Annotated in this window: 16 protein-coding genes; 5 read left to right on the top strand and 11 right to left on the bottom strand. The window is 67.0% G+C overall.

Annotated features, from left to right (window positions below; all coding sequences use genetic code 11):
• Window positions 1-69 precede the first annotated feature (69 nt).
• Both VGV58_RS04305 and VGV58_RS04300 read right to left on the bottom strand, forming a co-directional pair.
• Window positions 70-1,002 carry a LytTR family transcriptional regulator DNA-binding domain-containing protein gene (locus VGV58_RS04305; protein ID WP_326872744.1) on the bottom strand — a complete coding sequence of 311 codons (933 nt, stop codon included), beginning with the start codon at window positions 1,000-1,002 and terminating at the stop codon, window positions 70-72.
• Window positions 1,002-4,997 (bottom strand): Pls/PosA family non-ribosomal peptide synthetase, encoded by a 3,996-nt coding sequence (locus VGV58_RS04300; protein WP_326872743.1) that lies wholly within the window; start codon window positions 4,995-4,997, stop codon window positions 1,002-1,004. Before VGV58_RS04300 ends, VGV58_RS04305 begins: the two co-directional genes overlap by 1 nt.
• A 349-nt stretch (window positions 4,998-5,346) precedes the next feature.
• On the opposite strand from VGV58_RS04300, the gene hmgA reads away from it, so the two are divergent.
• On the top strand, window positions 5,347-6,699 hold the full coding sequence (hmgA, locus tag VGV58_RS04295; RefSeq protein ID WP_326872742.1) for a homogentisate 1,2-dioxygenase: 1,353 nt from the start codon (window positions 5,347-5,349) through the stop codon (window positions 6,697-6,699).
• Between the two features lie 25 nt (window positions 6,700-6,724).
• Here hmgA and VGV58_RS04290 read toward each other — a convergent pair whose 3' ends face one another.
• The 5 genes from VGV58_RS04290 to VGV58_RS04270 form a co-directional block, all read right to left on the bottom strand.
• Window positions 6,725-7,426 (bottom strand): ABC transporter ATP-binding protein, encoded by a 702-nt coding sequence (locus tag VGV58_RS04290; RefSeq protein WP_326872741.1) that lies wholly within the window; start codon window positions 7,424-7,426, stop codon window positions 6,725-6,727.
• Window positions 7,413-8,198 carry an ABC transporter ATP-binding protein gene (locus tag VGV58_RS04285; RefSeq protein WP_326872740.1) on the bottom strand — a complete coding sequence of 262 codons (786 nt, stop codon included), beginning with the start codon at window positions 8,196-8,198 and terminating at the stop codon, window positions 7,413-7,415. The genes VGV58_RS04290 and VGV58_RS04285 overlap by 14 nt, the downstream gene beginning before the upstream one ends.
• Window positions 8,198-9,151: a branched-chain amino acid ABC transporter permease gene (locus VGV58_RS04280; RefSeq protein WP_326872739.1), complete on the bottom strand. Its 954-nt coding sequence runs from the start codon at window positions 9,149-9,151 to the stop codon at window positions 8,198-8,200. Before VGV58_RS04280 ends, VGV58_RS04285 begins: the two co-directional genes overlap by 1 nt.
• A 2-nt stretch (window positions 9,152-9,153) precedes the next feature.
• Window positions 9,154-10,026, bottom strand: coding sequence for a branched-chain amino acid ABC transporter permease (locus tag VGV58_RS04275; RefSeq protein ID WP_326872738.1), 873 nt, complete (start codon window positions 10,024-10,026; stop codon window positions 9,154-9,156).
• A gap of 183 nt (window positions 10,027-10,209) precedes the next feature.
• Window positions 10,210-11,346 (bottom strand): ABC transporter substrate-binding protein, encoded by a 1,137-nt coding sequence (locus VGV58_RS04270; RefSeq protein ID WP_326872737.1) that lies wholly within the window; start codon window positions 11,344-11,346, stop codon window positions 10,210-10,212.
• A 236-nt stretch (window positions 11,347-11,582) separates the two neighbouring features.
• Here VGV58_RS04270 and paaG point away from each other — a divergent pair, with 236 nt between their 5' ends.
• Genes paaG through VGV58_RS04250 form a run of 4 tightly spaced genes read left to right on the top strand, consistent with a single transcriptional unit; the run spans window position 11,583 to window position 14,761 of the window.
• Entirely contained in the window at window positions 11,583-12,368 is a 786-nt protein-coding gene (gene paaG, locus VGV58_RS04265) for a 2-(1,2-epoxy-1,2-dihydrophenyl)acetyl-CoA isomerase PaaG (protein WP_326872736.1), read from the top strand.
• Entirely contained in the window at window positions 12,365-12,811 is a 447-nt protein-coding gene (gene paaI, locus VGV58_RS04260) for a hydroxyphenylacetyl-CoA thioesterase PaaI (RefSeq protein WP_326872735.1), read from the top strand. Before paaG ends, paaI begins: the two co-directional genes overlap by 4 nt.
• 36 nt (window positions 12,812-12,847) lie before the next feature.
• On the top strand, window positions 12,848-14,158 hold the full coding sequence (gene paaK / locus VGV58_RS04255; RefSeq protein ID WP_326872734.1) for a phenylacetate--CoA ligase PaaK: 1,311 nt from the start codon (window positions 12,848-12,850) through the stop codon (window positions 14,156-14,158).
• A gap of 6 nt (window positions 14,159-14,164) precedes the next feature.
• Entirely contained in the window at window positions 14,165-14,761 is a 597-nt protein-coding gene (locus tag VGV58_RS04250) for a TetR/AcrR family transcriptional regulator (RefSeq protein ID WP_326872732.1), read from the top strand.
• 179 nt (window positions 14,762-14,940) lie between these two features.
• On the opposite strand, the gene paaZ is transcribed toward VGV58_RS04250, so the two are convergent.
• The 4 genes from paaZ to paaD all read right to left on the bottom strand — a co-directional run bounded on the left by paaZ (window position 14,941) and on the right by paaD (window position 19,403).
• Entirely contained in the window at window positions 14,941-17,001 is a 2,061-nt protein-coding gene (paaZ, locus tag VGV58_RS04245; RefSeq protein WP_326872731.1) for a phenylacetic acid degradation bifunctional protein PaaZ, read from the bottom strand.
• Between the two features lie 63 nt (window positions 17,002-17,064).
• The gene (locus VGV58_RS04240; protein ID WP_326872730.1) at window positions 17,065-17,829 is read right to left on the bottom strand and encodes a Phenylacetic acid catabolic protein; all 765 of its coding nucleotides are present in this window, start codon (window positions 17,827-17,829) and stop codon (window positions 17,065-17,067) included.
• Window positions 17,819-18,892, bottom strand: coding sequence for a 1,2-phenylacetyl-CoA epoxidase subunit PaaE (gene paaE, locus VGV58_RS04235; protein ID WP_326872728.1), 1,074 nt, complete (start codon window positions 18,890-18,892; stop codon window positions 17,819-17,821). Before paaE ends, VGV58_RS04240 begins: the two co-directional genes overlap by 11 nt.
• A 7-nt stretch (window positions 18,893-18,899) precedes the next feature.
• Window positions 18,900-19,403 carry a 1,2-phenylacetyl-CoA epoxidase subunit PaaD gene (gene paaD, locus VGV58_RS04230; protein ID WP_326872727.1) on the bottom strand — a complete coding sequence of 168 codons (504 nt, stop codon included), beginning with the start codon at window positions 19,401-19,403 and terminating at the stop codon, window positions 18,900-18,902.
• Window positions 19,404-19,413 lie beyond the last annotated feature (10 nt).

The raw sequence follows: 19,413 nt of genomic DNA, 5'->3' as shown, positions 1-19,413 counted from the left end.
ACGCGATTCATCGTGAGAAATCAGTTAAATGGCGGTGGGCGCCCCCGCTCGCGAATCAACGGCAAGCGCTCACACGCCGAGGCGTTGACGCAGCTCCTGCCGATAGGGCCGCGACACCGGCCAGGCTTCCGCGAGACCGCCGAGCCCGATCGTCCAGCGATCTCCAACGCGCCGGTCGAGGCCGCTGACATGCTGGAGATTGACGATCGCGGTGCGATGGATGCGCAGGAAGAGCACCGGCGACAGGAGCCCGGCCCAGAGCGTCAGCGGGCGCAGGTCGAGCACCGTCGAGCCGTCCCGCAGCCAGATCTTGGCATAGTCGCGCGCCGAACGGACGCCGAGGATGGCTTGCGGGTCGACCCCGACGACCTGCCCCTGCCGGCGCAGATAGATCAGTGGAACGAACGTCCTGGCGGTGTCAGCGAGCGCCTGCCCGTCGCGGGACGAGCCATAGCGCGCCAGCGAGATCAGCTCGGCACAGCGGAACAGCGCCCCGATCTCGGCGGGTGACCAACGGCGCTCAGCCGCGGTCGCATCGAAGCCGATGCAGGCACGCAGGCGCCCGTCATGGAAGACCGGCACGCTGAGCACGCTCTTGTCACCCTGCCTGAGCATCTCGACCTGGAGCGGGCGAGCCGGGCGCGGCAGCTCGGCGACCCGGTTGATCATCACCGCCCTGCCCTTCGCCAGGAACTGGTGGAGCCAGGCGATCATGGTCACCGGCGTATCCTGCAGGTCCTCGACGAAGGACCGCACACCCTGCCGGCTCCATTCATGCGTATTGCGGAAACGCAAAAGTTCGGCGTCGTATTCGAACATCCAGGCCCGATCGGCGCCGGCAAGCACGCCGATCTCGGCCAAGGCCGAGGTGATCGCGATATCGATGCGCTCCTGCAGCAACCGCCTGGCCGTGGGATAGGACCAGTCGGGCCCCGCCGCCTCGCCGCACTCGCCGAGCGAATAGGCCTCGTAGACGGGATCGGCCGCTGAGGTCGCGAGCATCAGGCTGGCGCCGCGGGTGCGCCGGCCCATTCGGTCCCCGCCGGGATCGCTTCGCCCTTCATGACGATGGTGAGCAGGCCGAGCCGGGCGTGGTCACCGACATCTGTATCGTAGAGCACCGTGGTCAGCCCGCCGAGCGCGCAGCCCTTGCCGATCTCGATGCGGCCGACCTTCATCACCCGGTCCTCGAAGAGATGGGTCTGGAGGTTGGCGGTCGCGTTGATCGTGGCATAGTCGCCGATGCTGACGCAGTCGAACTCGGTGATATCGGTCGAGTCGAGATAGACGCCCTGGCCGATCTTCACGCCGAACAGGCGCATCACCCAGGGCAGCATCGGCGTGCCGCGCAGCGCATTGAGCAGGATCGCGCCGGCCGTGCCCCAGTAGAGCGTCGTCATCGCCTCGGTGCGCAGCGCCCACCAGGACCAGAGGCCGCGATTGCCGGGCCGGTAGACGCCCATCAGCAGCCATTTCACCAGCAATACGGCCGTCGCCAGGGCTATCGAGGTGCCGATGGCGCATGCGATGAAGACCGGGGCGAACTCGCCCCAGCTCTGGGCGCGTTCGAGGGCGGGAAAGAGGAAGAGCTCGGCGGTGATGGTGCCGAAGGTGATGAACATCATCGTCGGCATCGAGGCGCTGAACAGTTCGAAAACGGCGCGCAGGACGCGGCGCCAGAGCGGCGGCCGGAAGGTCTTGGCGATATCTGCATCGTCGAAGCGCTGGCGCGAAGGCAAAAGGATCGGCGGGCTGCCGAAGCGGGTCTCGCCCGGCTGCATCGGGACATCGGTCGGCGGCTTCGACTTGATGCCGAGCAGCGAGCCCGACGGCAGGAAGGCGCCGGGCGGCACCACCGCGTCATTGCCGATGAAGACCTGGTCGCCGGTGCGCACCGGCTTGGCCGTCATCCAGCCGCGGCGGACATCCTCGTCGCCGAGCACGACCTCGTCGGCGACGAAGCAGCGATCGCCGATCTCGATCATGTCGTAGCGGCCGGCGAAATTGGTGGCGATCTCGGTATCCTTGCCGATCTTCGCGCCCATCATCCGGTACCAGAGCCGCATATAGATGGTGGAGAACAGCGAGGACAGGCTCTGCAGCATGACCTCCGAGGCGAGGCCGACGGTCCATTTGCGCAGGCCGTAGCCGGAGGCGATGGCATGCGTGCCCTCGATCGAGCGCGGCTGCACGAGCCAGCGGATCGCGGTGACGAACAGGACGGTGCCGAGCATCAGCACCATCGCGGTCGGCCAGGCGATGACCGGCAGAACCCAGCGATAGTCGATGCCGACCAATTGCTGCAGCGGCCCGTCGAAGCGATCGAGGATGATGAAGGCCGGGAAGATCGGCAGCAGGGCCAGTGCCGGCATCACCAGCAGCATGGCAGCGAAGAAAACGCTCTGCAGGGTCCTGACCGGCAGCGATAGCTTCGGGGCGGGCTGCGGCCAGGCGGCGGGATCGACCGCGCCGATGCGGCGGCCGGGCGAGCCGTCCCAATGCTCGAAGGCACCGACCCGGCTGCCCGCGGCGAGCGCGCTCAGGTCGGCGAGCTCGGCGCCTTCGCCGATCACCGTGTCGTGGCCGATGGCACAGGACGTGCCGATATAGGCGTCCTTGCCGATCGTGATCGTGCCGATCACCAGTTCGTTGCCGACCACCTCGGCATTGGCCAGGCTGAGCTTGCCGCCGAGCGTGACGTCGTCGCCGATCTCGACGAGATCGATCGCGCCGGCCTCGAAGCCACTGACGAAGACACCCTTGCCGACCTTGGCGCCGAGCAGGCGCATGGCGAAGCTCGCCAGCGGCGTGCCCTGCATCAGGCTGAGATGGATCATCGCGGTGAACTGGCGGGCGAGCCACCAGCGGAAGAAATAGACCCCCCAGAGCGGGTAACGCCCCGGTTTCGTGCGCCAAAGCACGAGACGCTTGCCGACGATGCCGGCGAGCATGACGCAGAGCACAACGAGCGCGTAGATGCCCATCATCATCAGGACTTCGCGCAGCTCGATCACCCCGTCCGAGGTGATCAGCTCGTAGATCACGTAGATCGTCAGCCAGGGGCCGGTTAGCGCCAGCAGCAGCATAGGCATGCAGGCGAGCTGGGCGAACCCGCAGAGCAGGCGGCGGCGCAGCGGCGGCGGTTCGAAGGTGAGATCGCGCGCTGGCCGGCCCGCATTCGCCTGCCCGCGCTCGTCGAGCCGGGCAGCGATCGCGCGCAGGGTGCGCAGGCTATAGACGTCCTCCAGCGTGATGCTCGGCAAAGCGGGATTGGCGCGCACGCCGGCGAGGAAGGTCGCCGCCAGCAACGAATGGCCGCCGAGATCGGCGAAGAAATCGGCCTCGAAGCCGATCACCTGGCCGGGAAAGAGCGGCTTGGCGGCTTCGAGCAAGGCCGCTTCCGTCGCGCTCTGCGGCTCCTCCTGCTCTTCCGCGGAGGCGACCAGCGTGAGTGGCGCTGCCTTCAGCGTCTTGCGGTCGGCCTTGCCCGAGGTCAGGCGGGGCAGGCTCGCCATTTCCTCGAAATGCGAGGGCACCATATAGGGCGGCAGGGTCTCCTTCAGGGCGCTACGCACGGCGGCACGGTCGAAGGCAATGCCAGCGTCCGGCACCACGAAGGCGACGAGCCGGTCGATACTGTCGTCGCGGCGCAGCACCACCGTCGCCTGCGCGATACCGGGCAGGTCGCAGAGCCTCGCCTCGATCTCGCCGAGCTCGAGGCGGAAGCCGCGCAGCTTGACCTGGTCGTCGATGCGGCCGTGGAAGAGGATCTTGCCCTTCTCGGAGATGCTGACGGCATCGCCCGAGCGATAGAGCACGGGGTCGCTGCCATCACCGCCGAAGGGATTGGCGATGAACTTCTCGGCGGTGAGCTCGGGGCGGCCGAGATAGCCGGCGGCGACGCCGGGGCCGCCGATCAGCAATTCCCCTTCGATGCCGGGGCCGACGATCCGCATCTCCTCGTCGACGACATAGCAGGTGTAGTTCGGGATCGGCACGCCGATGGTCACCGCCTCGTCCGGGGTGACCTCGTCGACGGTGGCGACGACGGTGGCCTCCGTCGGCCCGTAGGAGTTGAAGACCTTGCGGCCGGGCCGGCACCAGCGCTGGCGGACGGCGGGCGGGCAGGCCTCGCCACCAAGGATGATGATGCGCAGGCTCGGAATATCCTGCGGCATCATGGCGAGCAGCGTCGGCACGGTATCGAGCACGGTGATGCCGGCTTCCGCCATCAGCGCGGGCAGGCGTTCGACCTCGCCCAGCACCTGCGCCGAGGCGACCCAGAGCGTCGCGCCGACGAGATAGGGGACGAAGATCTCCTCCAGCGAGAGATCGAAAGCGACCGAGGCGCCCTGGAAGGAGACGTCGTCCGCCGCCATGCCGTAGATCTGGTTCGACGAGCGCAGATAGTGGCAGATGTTGCTGTGGGCGATGACGATGCCCTTGGGCTTGCCGGTCGAGCCCGAGGTGTAGATCGCATAGGCCGGGCTCGCGGGCGTCACGCCGTCAGCGCGCGGATCGACCGGCGCGGCGTCGGCGCCTGCGGCGATCAGGTCGCGGCAGCTCGCGGCGTCGGCGGGCAGGTCCCGATCGAGCTTCGCCCCGGTAACGTCGTCGATGACGATCACCTTCGCCTCGCAATCGGCGAGGCATTCGCCGATGCGCTCAGGGGGAGCGTCGGCATCGAAGGGGATATAGGCCGCGCCGGCCTTGAGGATGCCGAGCAGCGCGACATGCAGGTCGAGCGAGCGGGACATCCACAGGCCGACGAAATTGCCGGCCGAGACGCCGCGCGCCCGTAGCGCACGCGCCACCTTGTCGGCACGGGCGTCGAGCTCGGCGTAAGTGACGCGCTCAGTGCCGAAGACGATGGCGATATGGTCGGGTGTCCGTCTGGCGGAAGCCTCGAAGATCTCGCCGAGCAGCTCGTCGCGCAGGAGCGAGGGCTCCACGGCGCCCACGAGCTTTCCGGCACCGCGCCCGACTATGGCGTGCATCACCCGCTTCCCCCAGCCAGATGCCGCAAGGCCGCGCGGCCGTGCGAGATCGGGATTCATAAGCGGCGAGACATGTAGATTACGTTAGGACGTTGCGACGTGTTGTTCCCTCGCGCAATCCGAGCAAGCATTTCGCTCTCGGCCACTGGCGTCACCGTGAGGTGGCCTCGGCGAGACCTCGCCAATCCCGAACGGCCGGCTCATGATGCGGATCATGAGCGTCTGCGAAGCGAGCTATCGTCGCTTGTTAGTCACACGAGAAATGGTTACAAACGCAACTATATGATAGCTCCTGCCTGCGCCGAGACGGCCGTGGCAGGAGGGCTGGCGGGCCTTTCGGGAGGGTGTCATGAACGTCAGGAACACGGCTGCCGCGCAGGACGGCACGACCAGGAGCGCGATCGCGGCCGGCTACATGTCCGGCTTCGGCAACGGCTTCGAGACCGAGGCCTTGCCGGGGGCCCTGCCTCTGGGCCGCAACTCGCCGCAGAAATGCGCCTACGGGCTCTATGCCGAGCAGCTCTCCGGCTCGCCCTTCACCGCGCCGCGCACCACTAATGAGCGCTCCTGGCTCTACCGCATCCGGCCGACGGTCGCCCATTGGAACACGTTCAGGAAGGTCGATACCCGGCTCTGGCGTACCGCGCCGGCCCGCGAGGTCGACATGCCGATCGCGCCGCTGCGCTGGAGCCCGATTCCGATCCCGTCGGAACCGCTTTCCTTCGTCGAGGGCGTCCACAGCATCACCACGGCGGGCGATGCCGGCAGCCAGGGCGGCATGGGCGCGCATGTCTATCTGATCACGCGGTCCATGGTGGACGAGTATTTCTACAACGCCGATGGCGAGATGCTGTTCGTGCCGCAGCAAGGTTCCTTACGCCTGTGGACCGAGTTCGGCATCATCGACATCGAGCCGGGCGAGATCGCGGTCATCCCGCGTGGCGTCAAGATCCGGGTCGAGCTCACGAACGGCCCGGCCCGCGGCTATATCTGCGAGAATTATGGCGGCGCCTTCACCTTGCCGGAGCGTGGGCCGATCGGCGCCAACTGCCTCGCCAATCCCCGCGATTTCCTGACGCCGGTCGCGGCCTATGAAGACCGCGATGCGCCCTCGAAGATGTATGTGAAATGGGGCGGCAATCTCTGGGCCGCCGACATCGAAAATTCGCCGCTCGACGTCGTCGCCTGGCACGGCAACTACGCGCCCTACAAATACGATCTCAGGCGCTTCTCGCCGGTCGGCCCGATCCTCTACGACCACGCCGATCCGTCGATCTTCACCGTGCTGACCTCACCTTCGGAGACACCCGGCACCGCCAATATCGACTTCGTGATCTTCTCCGACCGCTGGCTGGTGGCCGAGAACACCTTCCGCCCGCCCTGGTACCACATGAACGTGATGAGCGAGTTCATGGGCCTGGTCTACGGCGTCTACGACGCCAAGACGGGGGGTGGTTTCGTGCCGGGCGGCATTTCCCTGCACAATACGATGCTGCCGCACGGGCCGGACATGGACGCCTTCGAGAAGGCGAGCACCGTCGAGCTGAAGCCGCACAAGCTCGAAGGCACGCTCGCCTTCATGTTCGAGACGCGCTTTGCGCAGCAGGTCACGGCCTTCGCCGCGCAGAGCGAGGCGCTGCAGCAGGACTATGGTGGCTACGGCCACAAGCTGACCAAGCATTTCGACCCGAACAAGCCCTGAGGCCGGGGCGCATTCGCGCCGCGTCTCAGATGCCGAGATAGGCCTCGCGGATGCGCGGATCGGCGATCAGCTCCTCGGCCGTGCCGCTGATGCCGATGCGGCCGGTCTCCATGACATAGCCGCGATCGGCGATCCTGAGAGCCGCATAGGCGTTCTGCTCGACCAGCAGCACGGTGACTCCGAGCGATTTCAGGTTCTTCACGACGTCGAAGATCTGCGCCACCAGGATCGGCGCCAGCCCCATGCTGGGCTCGTCGAGCAGCAGGCAGGCGGGCCGGGACATCAGGGCGCGGCCGATCGCCAGCATCTGCTGCTGGCCGCCGGAGAGGCCGCCGGCCGGCAGATTGCGCTTCTCCTTCAGGATCGGGAACATCGCGAAGGCGTCTTCCATGTCGCGCTCGACGCGCTCGTCGGCGAAGAGATAGGCGCCGAGCCGCAGGTTCTCCTCGACGGTCAGGTTGGTGAAGATCAACCGCCCTTCCGGGGATTGCGAGAGGCCGAGACCGACCCGGCGGTGGGCGGGGATCGCCTTCAGCGCCTCGCCGCGGAAGATGATCGCGCCGCCGCTCGCCGGCTGGACGCCGGAGATGCAGCGCAGCAGCGTCGTCTTGCCGGCACCGTTGGCGCCAACCACGGTGACGATCTCGCCCGAGCCGACTTCCAGGTCGACGCCATGCAGGACCTCGATGCGTCCATAGCGCGAGCGCAACCCCTCAACCGAGAGCATGGCCCGCCTCCGTCGCTTGGGTGCCGAGATAGGCCTCGATCACCTTCGGATCGCGCGAAACGGCCGCTGGTGCGCCCTCGGCGATCTTCTCGCCGCGATCGAGCACGACGATGTGCCTGGAGATGCGCATCACCATCTTCATATCGTGCTCGACCAGCAGGATCGCGACGCCGGATTTGGCGACCTCGGCGATCAGGTGGTCGATCTCCTCGGTCTCGACCGCGTTGCAGCCGGCGGCCGGCTCGTCGAGCAGGAGGATGCGCGGCTCCAGCGCTAGCGCCCGGGCGATCTCGAGCCGCTTCAGCGCGCCATAGGAGAGCGAGGACGCCTCCCGCTCGGCGGCACGGCCAAGGCCAACCCGCTCCAGAAGCTCGCTCGCGCGCGCCCTCGTCACGGCGTTGCGGCGGCGCGAGGACGGCAGGCTGAAGAGATCGCCGAGGATCGGCCCGCGCTCCCTGAGGTGGCAGCCGGTCATGGCGTTCTCCAGCACGCTCATGCGCTGGAAGATCTGCAGGTTCTGGAAGGTGCGCGACAGACCCCGCTCGGCCAGCCGGTTAGGCGCCAGGCCGGTGACGTCCTGCCCGTCGAGCGCGATCCTGCCACGCTGGGGCTGGTAGACGCCCGAGATCATGTTGAACAGCGTGGTCTTGCCGGCACCGTTGGGGCCGATCACCGAGACGATCTCGCCCGGCGACACCGAAAAGCCGACATCGTTGACCGCGCGCAGGCCGCCGAAATCGATGCCGAGACCCTCGACAGAGAGAAGCGTCATCAGCCCCTCCCCTTCAGGCGGCGCATGATCGACGGCAGCAGCCCCTCGCGCATGAAGATCATCACCAGCATCATGATCAGGCCGAGGATGAGGTTCTCGTATTGCTGCAGCACGGTCAGCGACTGCGGCAGCAACGTCAGGGTCGCTGCGCCGAGGATGGCACCCGGCACCGAGCCGACGCCGCCGAACACGGTCATCGTCACCAACTCGACCGAGTGCAGGAAACCGGCGACATCAGGTGTGATGAAGCGGTTCATCAGCGCCAGCAGCGAGCCGGAGAGCGAAGCGTAGACCGCCGAGATCACGAAGGCCGAGAGCTTCAGCCTGGCTACATCGACGCCGACCGTGCGGGCGGCGACCTCGGAATCATGCAGGGCACGCAGCGCCCTTCCCGATGGGCTGTCCTGCAGGTTGAGCGCGATCCAGGCGCCGGCGAGCATGGAAAGTCCGGTGGCGGCGTACCAGAACTGCGCATTGCTCAGGCCGATGCCGATGGAAGCGAGCGCGCTGCGCAGGCCGAGCTCGGCGACCTCGCGCCCGTCAGGGCCGCCGGTGATCTTCGCTTCGTTGGCGAGCACCATCGAGACGAGAATGCCGAAGCCGAGCGTGGCGACGGCGAGGTAATAGCCCTTGAGCCGCAGGATCGGCCGGCCGATCAGCCAGGCGACGACGCCCGAGAGCACGGCGCCGAGCAGCATGGCGAGGCCGGGATGCAGCCCGAGATAGCCCGGTGCCAGCGCGCAGGCATAGGCGCCGATCCCGACGAAGCCGGCATGGCCGAGGCTGATCTGGCCGGCGAAGCCGGTCAGCACGACGAGGCCGGTGACCGCGAGCCCGTTGACGAAGATCAGCGCGCCGATCCGGTAGTAGAAATTCGATGGGAAGAAGGCCGGCGCCAGCGCGATCAGCACCGCCAGCACGAGCAAGGTGAGATGCTTGCGGGACAGGCGCATCGTCACACCCGGTCCATCGCCTTGCGGCCGAACAGGCCCTGCGGCCGCACGAACAGGATCACCAGGATCAGGACGAAAGCGACGGCGTCCTTGTAGACCGAACTGACATAGCCGGCGGTCAGCGCCTCGATCAGCCCGAGCAGCAGGCCGCCGGCGAGCGCGCCGGCCGGGACGCCCATGCCGCCGAGCATGGCAGCGGCGAAGCCTTTCAGCGCCATCGCCACGCCGAGATCGTAGCTGGTCAAGGTGATCGGTGTGACGAGCACACCGGCGAGAGCGCCGATCGCAGCCGAAACGGCGAAGCTCAGCGTCATCATGTGGTTGGGGTTGATGCCGACCAGGCTGGCCGCGATGCGGTTGTTGGCGGTGGCGAGCACAGCCTTCCCGGTCAGCGTGCGGGCGAAGAACAGCCACAAAGCGAGGAAGACCGCGACTGCGCCGGCAATGACCCAGAGGCCCTGCGGCAGCATAGTCGCCCCGAAGAGCCTGAGCGGATCGTCCCCGGAGAAGCTCGGGAAGCGATGGAGCTGCTTATCGAAGACGAGCTGGGCACTGCCGCGCAGGAAGATCGAAGCGCCGATCGTGATGATGATCAGGCTGGCGACGGGTGCGCCACGCGCCGGCTCGATCGCCAGCTTGTTGAGGAGCACACCGATCGTCGCCGCCGCGAGGATGGCGAGCAGCGCCGCCAGCGGCAACGGGATGCCGGCCTGCCAGGCGAAGAAGGTGATCATGCCGCCGAGCATGACGAACTCGCCCTGGGCGAAGTTCACCACGTCGGAGGCGTTGTAGATCAGGGTGAAGCCGAGCGCGACCAGCGCATAGACCGCCCCGACCGTCACGCCCGACAACAGATACTGGAGAAGTTCCGCCACTCTAGGCTCCCCGTGGCCAGATCAGATGCCGAAGGCCAGTCCAGCTCGTCATGCTCGCCCTTGTGGCGAGCATCCACGTCTTGAACACCGCCCTGCCCGAAGGAAGACGTGGATGGTCGGGACAGGCCGACCATGACGGAGAGGGCGCCGCTCAGCGATCGCAGACGCCCTCGCTCCGGCGCCTCACTGCACCAGCGCCCAGTTGCCGCCCTTGATCTCGAGCATGCGGAAGGCCGAGAGGTCGAGGCCGAGGTGATCGCCCGCCGCCATGTTGAAGGTGCCGGTGACGCCGACGAAGCCCTTCGTACCTTCCAGCGCGTCGCGGATCGCCTTCGGCTCGGCCTTGCCGGCGCGCTTGATCGCATCGACCAGCAGCCGCAAGCCGTCATGGGCATAGCCGCCGAAGGTCGAGGCCGGCTGGTTGAACTTCGCCTGGTAGGCGCTCGTATAGGCGGAGACGACCGCCTTCTGCGGGTCATTCGCCGGCAGGAGATTGGCGACGAGGACGGCGGTGCCGGGCAGGCGCACCCCTTCCGAGGCCGGGCCGGCGAGATCGATGAAGCTCTTCGAGGCGACGCCATGCGACTGGTACAGCGGCGTCTTGATGCCGAGCTGGCCATAGTTGCGGGTCACGATCGCCGGGCCCTGGCCGAAGCCGGGATTGAGGATCGCCTGCACCTCTGCCTTGGAGCGGATATTGGTGAGCTGCGGGGTCATATCGGCGTCGTTCGGGCCGTAGGTCTCCTCGGCCAGCACGGTGATGCCGAACTCGCCGATGACCTGCAGGCACTGCTTGCGCATCGAGGCGCCGAAGCCGTCGGAGCCGGAGATCAGGGCGATCTTGCTGTAGCCCTTGGCCTTCATGTCCTCGAAGATCTTGCGGCAGGCCATCCTGTCGGTATGCGGCGTCTTGAAGACGAAGGGCTTCACGGGATCGACGATCTCGATCGCGCCCGCCAGCGAGATGAACGGGATCTTGGCGTTCTCGACGACCGAGATGATCGACATGGTGGTGCCGGTGGTCGAGCCGCCGACGATGGCGACGACCTCGTCGTCCTCGACCAGCCGGGTGGCGAAGGTGCGCGCCTTGTTGGGGTCGCCGCCGTCGTCATAGAGGAAGAGCTTGATCTTCTGGCCCAGCACGCCGCCGGCGGCATTGATCTCGTCGACCAGTAGCTTGAGCGTCTTGGCCTCGGGATCGCCGAGCGAGGAGGCCGGCCCGGTTTCGGAGACCGAAGCGCCGATCTTGATGTCGGCGAGAGCGGGACTCGCCAGGCCGAGCGCCAGCGCGAGCGCGCTGCCGAAGACTTTGAACTTCATCGTTTCCTCCCGGTGCCACGTATTTTTATGTCGCCCGTCGTCGCGCGGCTGAACGCTCAGAGCGCGATCGTCGTCGTCCCCGCATGGCGCTTGGTTGAGCCTCGGGGCAGGTTTGCAACCTTCGCCTTAGACCAAGTCACGCCTTCGTTGACTTAATAATTGACCGACCGTTCGGACTATGCAAGGAATTTTTTGGAGCGACGGCCCAAGGCCGCGACGTCATGGGAGGAAGGCTCGTGTCCGACACGGTCAAGATAGAGCTCGCCGAAGGCCTGCTGCGGCTGACGCTCAATCGCCCCGACAAGCTGAACTCCTTCAACGACGAGATGCATCTGGCCCTGCGCGCCGGCTTCCAGCGTGCGCATGACGAGAGCGACATCCGTGCGGTGCTGCTGACGGGCGCCGGCCGCGGCTTCTGCGCCGGCCAGGACCTGGGCGATCGCGACCCGCGCAAGGAGACCACCCCGGATCTCGGCCGCACGATCGAGACCTTCTACAACCCGCTGATCCGCCTCATCCGCAGCCTCGACAAGCCGGTGATCTGCGCGGTCAACGGCGTCGCCGCCGGCGCGGGCGCCAATATCGCGATCGCCTGCGACATCGTGCTTGCGGCCCGCTCGGCGAAGTTCATCCAGGCCTTCTCCAAGATCGGCCTCATCCCCGATTCCGGCGGCACCTGGAACCTCCCGCAACTGCTCGGCGAAGCCCGGGCCAAAGCGCTCGCTTTGACCGCGGAACCGCTGACGGCGGAGACCGCCGCCGCCTGGGGCCTGATCTGGCGCGCCGTCGACGACGCCGAATTGATGAGCGAGGCCGAGGCGCTCGGCAGGAAGCTCGCCGCCGGCCCGACCTTCGGGCTCGGCCTGATCAAGCAGGCGATCCAGGCCTCCGCCGGCAACACGCTCGACCAGCAGCTCGACCTTGAGCGCGATCTGCAGCGCCAGGCCGGCCGCAGCGCCGACTATGCCGAGGGCGTGCTCGCCTTCCTCGACAAGCGCCAGCCGAAGTTCAGCGGACGATGAGCCTCGATTTCTCCGATCCGGTCGCCGTTGCCCGCGCCTCTGCCGAGGCGATGTGGGAGAAGGACCTCGCCTCGCGCAGCCTCGGCATGAGTCTCGACGCGGTCGGCCCGGGCGAAGCGACGCTGTCGCTGACCGTCACGGCCGAGATGACCAACGGCCACAAGACCTGCCATGGCGGCTATATCTTCACTTTGGCGGATTCGGCCTTCGCCTTCGCCTGCAACAGCTACAACCAGAACACCGTCGCGCAGCATTGCTCGGTGACGTTCCTACGCCCGGCCTTCGAGGGCGACCGCCTCACCGCGAGTGCGCACGAAGTCTCGCGCATCGGCCGCGGCGGCATCTACGACATCAAGGTGACGAACCAGAACGGCGAGCATGTCGCGGAATTCCGCGGCCACTCCCGCACCGTCAAGGGCACGCCGATACCCGCGCCGGGCTGAACGTTCCGGCCGAAACAAGACAAAGCGGAGGAAACCATGGAAGACCTTTCGCCCCGCCCGGGCGATCTCGATCCCATCGAAACGGCCTCCCGCGACGAGATCTCGGCGCTCCAGCTGAAACGGCTGAAGACGACGCTCGATCATGCCTATCGCAACTCGCCGCATTACCGGGCGCAGTTCGACAAGGCCGGCGTCCATCCGGATGACCTCCGCACGCTGTCCGATCTCGCCAAATTCCCGTTCACGGTGAAGAAGGACCTGCGCGACACCTATCCGTTCGGGATGTTCGCGGTGCCGCAGGACAAGGTCGCTCGCATTCACGCCTCATCCGGCACCACCGGCAAGCCGACCGTCGTCGGCTACACCCAGAACGACATCGAGATGTGGGCGACCTGCGTCGCCCGCTCGATCCGGGCGGCAGGCGGGCGGGCCGGCGACATCTGCCATGTCGCCTATGGCTACGGCCTGTTCACCGGCGGGCTCGGCGCCCATTACGGCGCCGAGAAGCTCGGCTGCACGGTGATCCCGATCTCCGGCGGCATGACCGAGCGCCAGGTCTGCCTGATCCAGGACTTCAAGCCGCGCATCATCATGGTGACGCCGTCCTACATGCTCTCGATCCTCGACGAGTTCCGCCGCCAGGGCATCGATCCGCGTAAGTCTTCGCTCGCCGTCGGCATCTTCGGTGCCGAGCCCTGGACCAATGCGATGCGCGAGGAGATCCAGCAGGACTTCGACATGCATGCTGTCGACATCTACGGCCTGTCCGAGGTGATCGGCCCGGGCGTCGCCAGCGAATGCGTCGAGACCAAGGACGGTCTGCATGTCTGGGAGGACCATTTCTACCCCGAGATCATCGACCCCGAGACCGGCGAAGTCCTGCCCGACGGCGAGATGGGCGAGCTCGTCTTCACCTCGCTGACCAAGGAGGCGCTGCCGATCATCCGCTATCGCACGCGCGACCTGACGCGGCTTCTGCCCGGTACGGCGCGGGCGATGCGCCGGATCGAGAAGATTACCGGCCGCTCGGACGACATGATGATCCTGCGCGGCGTCAACATCTTCCCGACGCAGATCGAGGAGCAGCTGCTGAAATGCGGCGGCCTCGCCCCGCATTTCCAGATCGAGCTCGTGCGCGCCGGGCGGATGGACGACATGGTCGTGCATGTCGAGGCGATGCCGCACGCCGCCGCTGTGGATGCCCGCGCTGCATCCGCCAGGGAACTTGCGCACCACATCAAAAGCGTGGTGGGGGTGAGCACCAAGATACAGGTTGGCGACCCCGATTCGGTCGAGCGTTCGGCCGGTAAAGCCAGGCGGGTCGTCGACAACCGGCCGAAAGGATAACAGGCGATGGCCCGCACCAGGGCTGCGGATTTCGACGAGAAGCGGCGCAGCATCCTCGACAGTGCCGCCGCCGTCTTCGCCAAGCTCGGCATGGAGCGCGCCTCGATGGCGCAGATCGCCCAGGAGAACAACGTCTCCAAGGCGCTGCTCTACCATTACTATCCGAGCAAGGACCTGCTGATCTTCGACATCGGCCGCACCCATCTCGTCGAGCTGGAGGCGGCGATCATCGAGGCCGACCGGCCCGATCTCGAGCCGCGGGCGCGCTTGCGCCATCTGATCGGCGGCGTGCTGGAGAACTACCGCACGGCATCCAATTTCCACCAGGTTCTGCTCAACGGCACGGGATCGCTGACCGAATCCCAGCGGCTGGAACTGAGGGAGATGGAGCGCCGCATCGTCAAGGCGTTCTCGGATGTGCTGGTCGACATCAACCCGGCGCTGGCGGACAACCGCGCCGGGGTGACGCCCATCACCATGTCGCTCTTCGGCATCCTGAACTGGGTCTACACCTGGTTCCGGCCGAGCGGCGCGCTGAGCCGCGAGGGCTATGCCGACATGGTCACCGCGCTGTTCCTCGACGGCGCCAGCGCAATGAAATAGGCGGCCGGGAGCCTATCGTTTTTCCTCGGAACCATTCCGTCATCCCGGGCTTGCCCCGGGATCCATCGGAGGGCTCCGGAGCCTTACGATGGATCCCGGAGCTGCGCGGCTTCGCCGCTTGTCCGGGATGACGAAGGCGGTTCTGAGGAGATGCAGGCCGCCTTTTCTCAGAAGGGCGACTATGCCGGCCAGGTCTTCGCCACCATGGTCAGCACGTCGTATTGCGCGACGAGCTGGGCCTCCTGGTTGGTGACCGTGCAGTCCCAGCGCACCTCGCCGTAATTCTCGGTCTCGCGTGGATTGATCTGCTTGCAGGTCAACGTCACCTGCAGCGCGTCGCCCGGATTGACCGGCGTCAGGAAGCGCAGCGCATCGACGCCGTAATTGGCGAGCACCGGGCCCGGCGCCGGATCGACGAAGAGGCCCGCCGCGAACGACACGATCAGATAGCCATGCGCGACGCGCCCATCGAAGAACGGGTTCGCCTTGGCGGCTTCCTCGTCCATATGGGCGTAGAAGGTGTCGCCGGTGAAATGGGCGAAGTGCTCGATGTCCTCCAGCGTCACCGTGCGCGAGGCCGTGACGAGCTGGTCACCGATCTCCAGCTCGGCGAGCGACTTGCGGAAGGGGTGGATGCCGTCCTGCCGCGTCTTGGCACCCTGCATCCAGCGCCCGGTGACCTCCGACAGCAGCCAGGGCGCGCCCTGGACGGCGGTGCGCTGCATGTAGTGCTTGACCGAGCGCATGCCGCCGAGTTCCTCGCCGCCGCCGGCGCGGCCCGGGCCGCCATGGACCAGCACCGGCAAGGGCGAGCCGTGGCCGGTCGAGGACTTGGCGCTGACGCGATTGCCGAGCATGACGCGGCCATGCCAGGGCCCGAGCGCTTCGACGGCCTCGCGCGCGAAGGCAGCATCGTTGGTGAAGACCGAGGCGACGAGGCTGCCCTTGCCGCGCCGGGCCAGCTCCGCCGCCTCGTCGATCGTCTCATAGGGGATGATCGTGCTGACCGGGCCGAAAGCCTCGACATCGTGCACAGCCTTGGCCGCGCCGGGCTTGTCGCAATAGAGCAGCACCGGGCTCAGGAAGGCACCGGCCTCAGCATCGCCCGAGGTCAGCTTCGCCTGGCTGGGGTCGCCGGCGACGATCTCGGCATCCCCCTGCAATTCGGCGATACGGGCGCGGACCTCGTCGCGCTGGGCGAGGCTGGCGAGCGGGCCCATCCGGGTCGCCTCCTCGCCGGGATTGCCGAGCGCGGTCTTGGCGAGCCGGTCGCCGAGCGCTTTGATCAAGGGCTCGACCGCGGCACGCGGCGCGATCACGCGGCGGATCGCCGTGCATTTCTGCCCGGCCTTCACCGTCATCTCGCGGGCAACCTCCTTGACGAAGAGGTCGAATTCCTCAGTACCGGCGACGGCATCCGGCCCAAGAATGGCGGCGTTGAGCGAATCCGCCTCCATGGTGAAACGCACGGAGTTCTCGACGATCGCCTTATGGGTGCGGAGCTTGCGACCGGTAGCGGCCGAGCCGGTGAAGGTCACGACGTCCTGGCAATCGACATGGTCGAGCAGGTCGCCGACCGAGCCGCTGATCAGTTGCAGCGCACCCTTGGGCAGGATGCCGGTCGCGATGATCTTCCGCACCATCAATTCGGTCAGATAGGCGGTCTGGCTCGCCGGCTTGACGATCGCCGGCATGCCGGCGAGCAGCGTCGGCGCGAGTTTCTCCAGCATGCCCCAGCAGGGGAAGTTGAAGGCGTTGATATGGATCGCGACGCCTTCCAGCGGCGTCAGGATGTGCTGGCCGGAGAAGCTGTTGTCGCGCGAGAGCGCCTCGACATCGCCATCGACGAGCGTGCGCGTGTTCGGCAGCTCGCGCCGGCCCTTCGAGGCATAGGACAGCAAGGTGCCGACGCCGCCCTCGATGTCGATCCAGCTGTCGGTCCGCGTCGCGCCGGTCGCGGTGGAAAGCGCGTAGAACTCCTCCTTCGTCTCCATCAGCGCCTGGCCGAGCGCCTTCAGCATCAAGGCGCGCTCATGGAAGCTGAGCTTGCGCAGCGCCCGGCCGCCCTCTTCGCGGCCATGGCTCAGGGCGCGCTTCATGTCGAGGCCGCTCGCATCGATCAGCGCGACCTCGGCGCCGGTCGCGGCATCGAGCAGCGGCACGGCCTTGCCGGCGCCGCGGACCCAGTCTCCGGCGATATAGGATTCGAGCTGGCGGACGGTCTTCACTGGCGCGTTCATCCCTTGAGATCCCTTGTCGATCGCGATGTGCGGCTTGCCGCCGTCGTGGGCCGTATATGCTGGTCAGGCTATGCCGATGGCGCGCAGCAGCTCGTCCAGCTGCCGCTCCCAGGCGGCCGCGAGCTCGGCATTGCCGGTGTGGCGCAGGCCGAACTTCTTCTGCGTCTCGAAATGCGCCGAGCTGCCGCGGCCGAAGCTGGCAGCGACGCGCGGGCGCCAATAGGCCAGCGCAGCGGCGACGAGCGGTCGGTTGCCGGCGTCATCCAAAAGCTTCCGCAAGCCTTCCTCGCCGAGTTCCTTGTGCCGGCGCTCGCGCGGCAGGATGGCGCGGAAGATCTCGCCCAGCGGCTGGTAGGAAAGCCCGGCGAACTCCTCGATCTGGATCACCACGGCCTGGCCCATCAGCACGTTCATCACGACCGCATCGAGCCAGCCCTGCAACGGATAATGCAACACCGCGAGCCGCATGTCGGCGCCGTGACGGGCGGCACCGAGATCGCTGTCGCGCGCCACGCGTTCGGCCCAGGGATGATGGTTGGCATAGCGCGAGATGTCGGCGCCGAACTCCCCCATCACGGCCAGCACGCGCTCGGCATGGTCGAGCTTCTCCAGCACGATGCGGGAGGCGGCGATGCGCTCCTTGATGCCCGGCCCCTGGTTGATGATATCCGCGAAGCCGGCGGCACCAGCCAGCTCGCTGTCGACGAAGGTCGCCATCAGCCGCAGCAATTCGCCACGATAACGCGGCGGCGCGTTCTCGGGCGTGGTCAGCTTGCCGCCCTGCGCCAGATAGGCTTCGAGCGGCATGGTGTCGGCGTCACTGGTCATAGGTCACCACCACCCGGTCCGAGAGCGGATAGCACTGGCAGCTCAGCACATAGCCCTGGCGGACCTCGTAGTCCTCGAGGGCATGGTTGGTCGCCATCTCGACCTCGCCCTCGACGACCATGGCGCGGCAGGTCGAGCAGACGCCGGCCTTGCAGGCATACGGCGCATCGAGACTGGCCCCGAGCGCGGCTTCCAGGATGGTCTGTCCGGTCTTGGCCATCTCGATCACCCGCGTCGTGCCGTCGAGTGTGATCGTCGCGGTGCAGGTCGCGGCCTTGCCGGTGTCAGCGGCCATCCTGACGACATGCTTGCCGCGACGCGGCGCCGAGGCGAAGAGCTCGAACTTGATCTGGTCGTCGCGCAGACCGTGCTCGCGCAGCGCCGCCGCGATCGCCAGCATCATCGGCTCCGGCCCGCAGATGAAGGCCATGTCGATGGCGGCGATGTTGATCCAGCCCTTGAACAGCCGCGCGCACTTCTCGGCATCGATCCGGCCGGAGAACAGCTCGACCTCCTGCGCCTCGCTCTCCAGCACATGGACCACGTTGAAGCGGCCGAGATGGGTGTTCTTGATGTCCTCCAGCTCCTCGCGGAACATGATCGAACTGACCGAGCGATTGCCGTAGACCAGCGTGAAGCGCGATCCCGGCTCGCGCGCCAATGTTGTCTTGATCAGCGAGAGCACCGGCGTGATGCCGCTGCCGCCGGCGAAGCCGAGATAATGCCGCTTCTCCTCCGGCTTCAGCGGCACATGGAAGGCGCCCATCGGCGGCATCGCCTCGACCACGTCGCCGGGCTTCAAGTCCTCATTGGCCCAGGTCGAGAAGGCGCCACCATCGACGCGCTTGATCCCGACCTTGAGCACGCCCTCGTCCTTGCCGGCGCAGATCGAATAGGAGCGGCGCAGTTCCTCGCCCTCGAAATCGCGGCGGAAGGTCAGGTACTGGCCTTGGGTGAAGTCGAAGGCGGCGCGATCCTCCGCGCGTGGCGCGAGCGTGACGACCACCGCGTCGCGCGTCTCGCGACGGATATCGGCGACCTCCAACGGAAAGAAGCGGGCCATCGGTCCCTCAGATGCTCTTGAAGTAGTCGAACGGTTCGAGGCAATCGCTGCAGCGGAAATGGGCCTTGCACGGCGTCGAGCCGAACTGGCTGATCCGCTCGGTCCGCTGCGAGCCACAGCGCGGGCAGCTGACTTCGAGCGGACGCAGCGCGCCGGCACAGGCGGCCGTGCCCTCGACCGGCGGCGCGATGCCGTAATCGCGCAGCTTGGCGCGGCCCTCGGCGCTGATCCAGGCGGTGGTCCAGGCCGGCGACAATTGCCGCTTCAGGACGAGCTTCTCGATGCCGTGCTCGCGCAGGCCGCGCTCGATCTCGAAATTGATGACGCCGGTCGCCGGGCAGCCGGAATAGGTCGGCGTCACCGTGACCTCCAGCAGATCATCGGCCCAGGCGACGTCGCGGATGATGCCGAGATCGACCAGCGAGATCACCGGGATCTCGGGGTCGGGAATCTCTGCGAGCCAGGACCAGATCTCGGCAACGGCCGGGCGTGAGATGGTGGCGGCGTCCATCAGCGCCTCC

Source organism: Allobosea sp., assembly GCF_035944895.1.
Taxonomy (GTDB): domain Bacteria; phylum Pseudomonadota; class Alphaproteobacteria; order Rhizobiales; family Beijerinckiaceae; genus Allobosea.
Note: the sequence above shows the minus strand (reverse complement) of the source record. Positions and strands in the feature narration are given on the sequence as shown.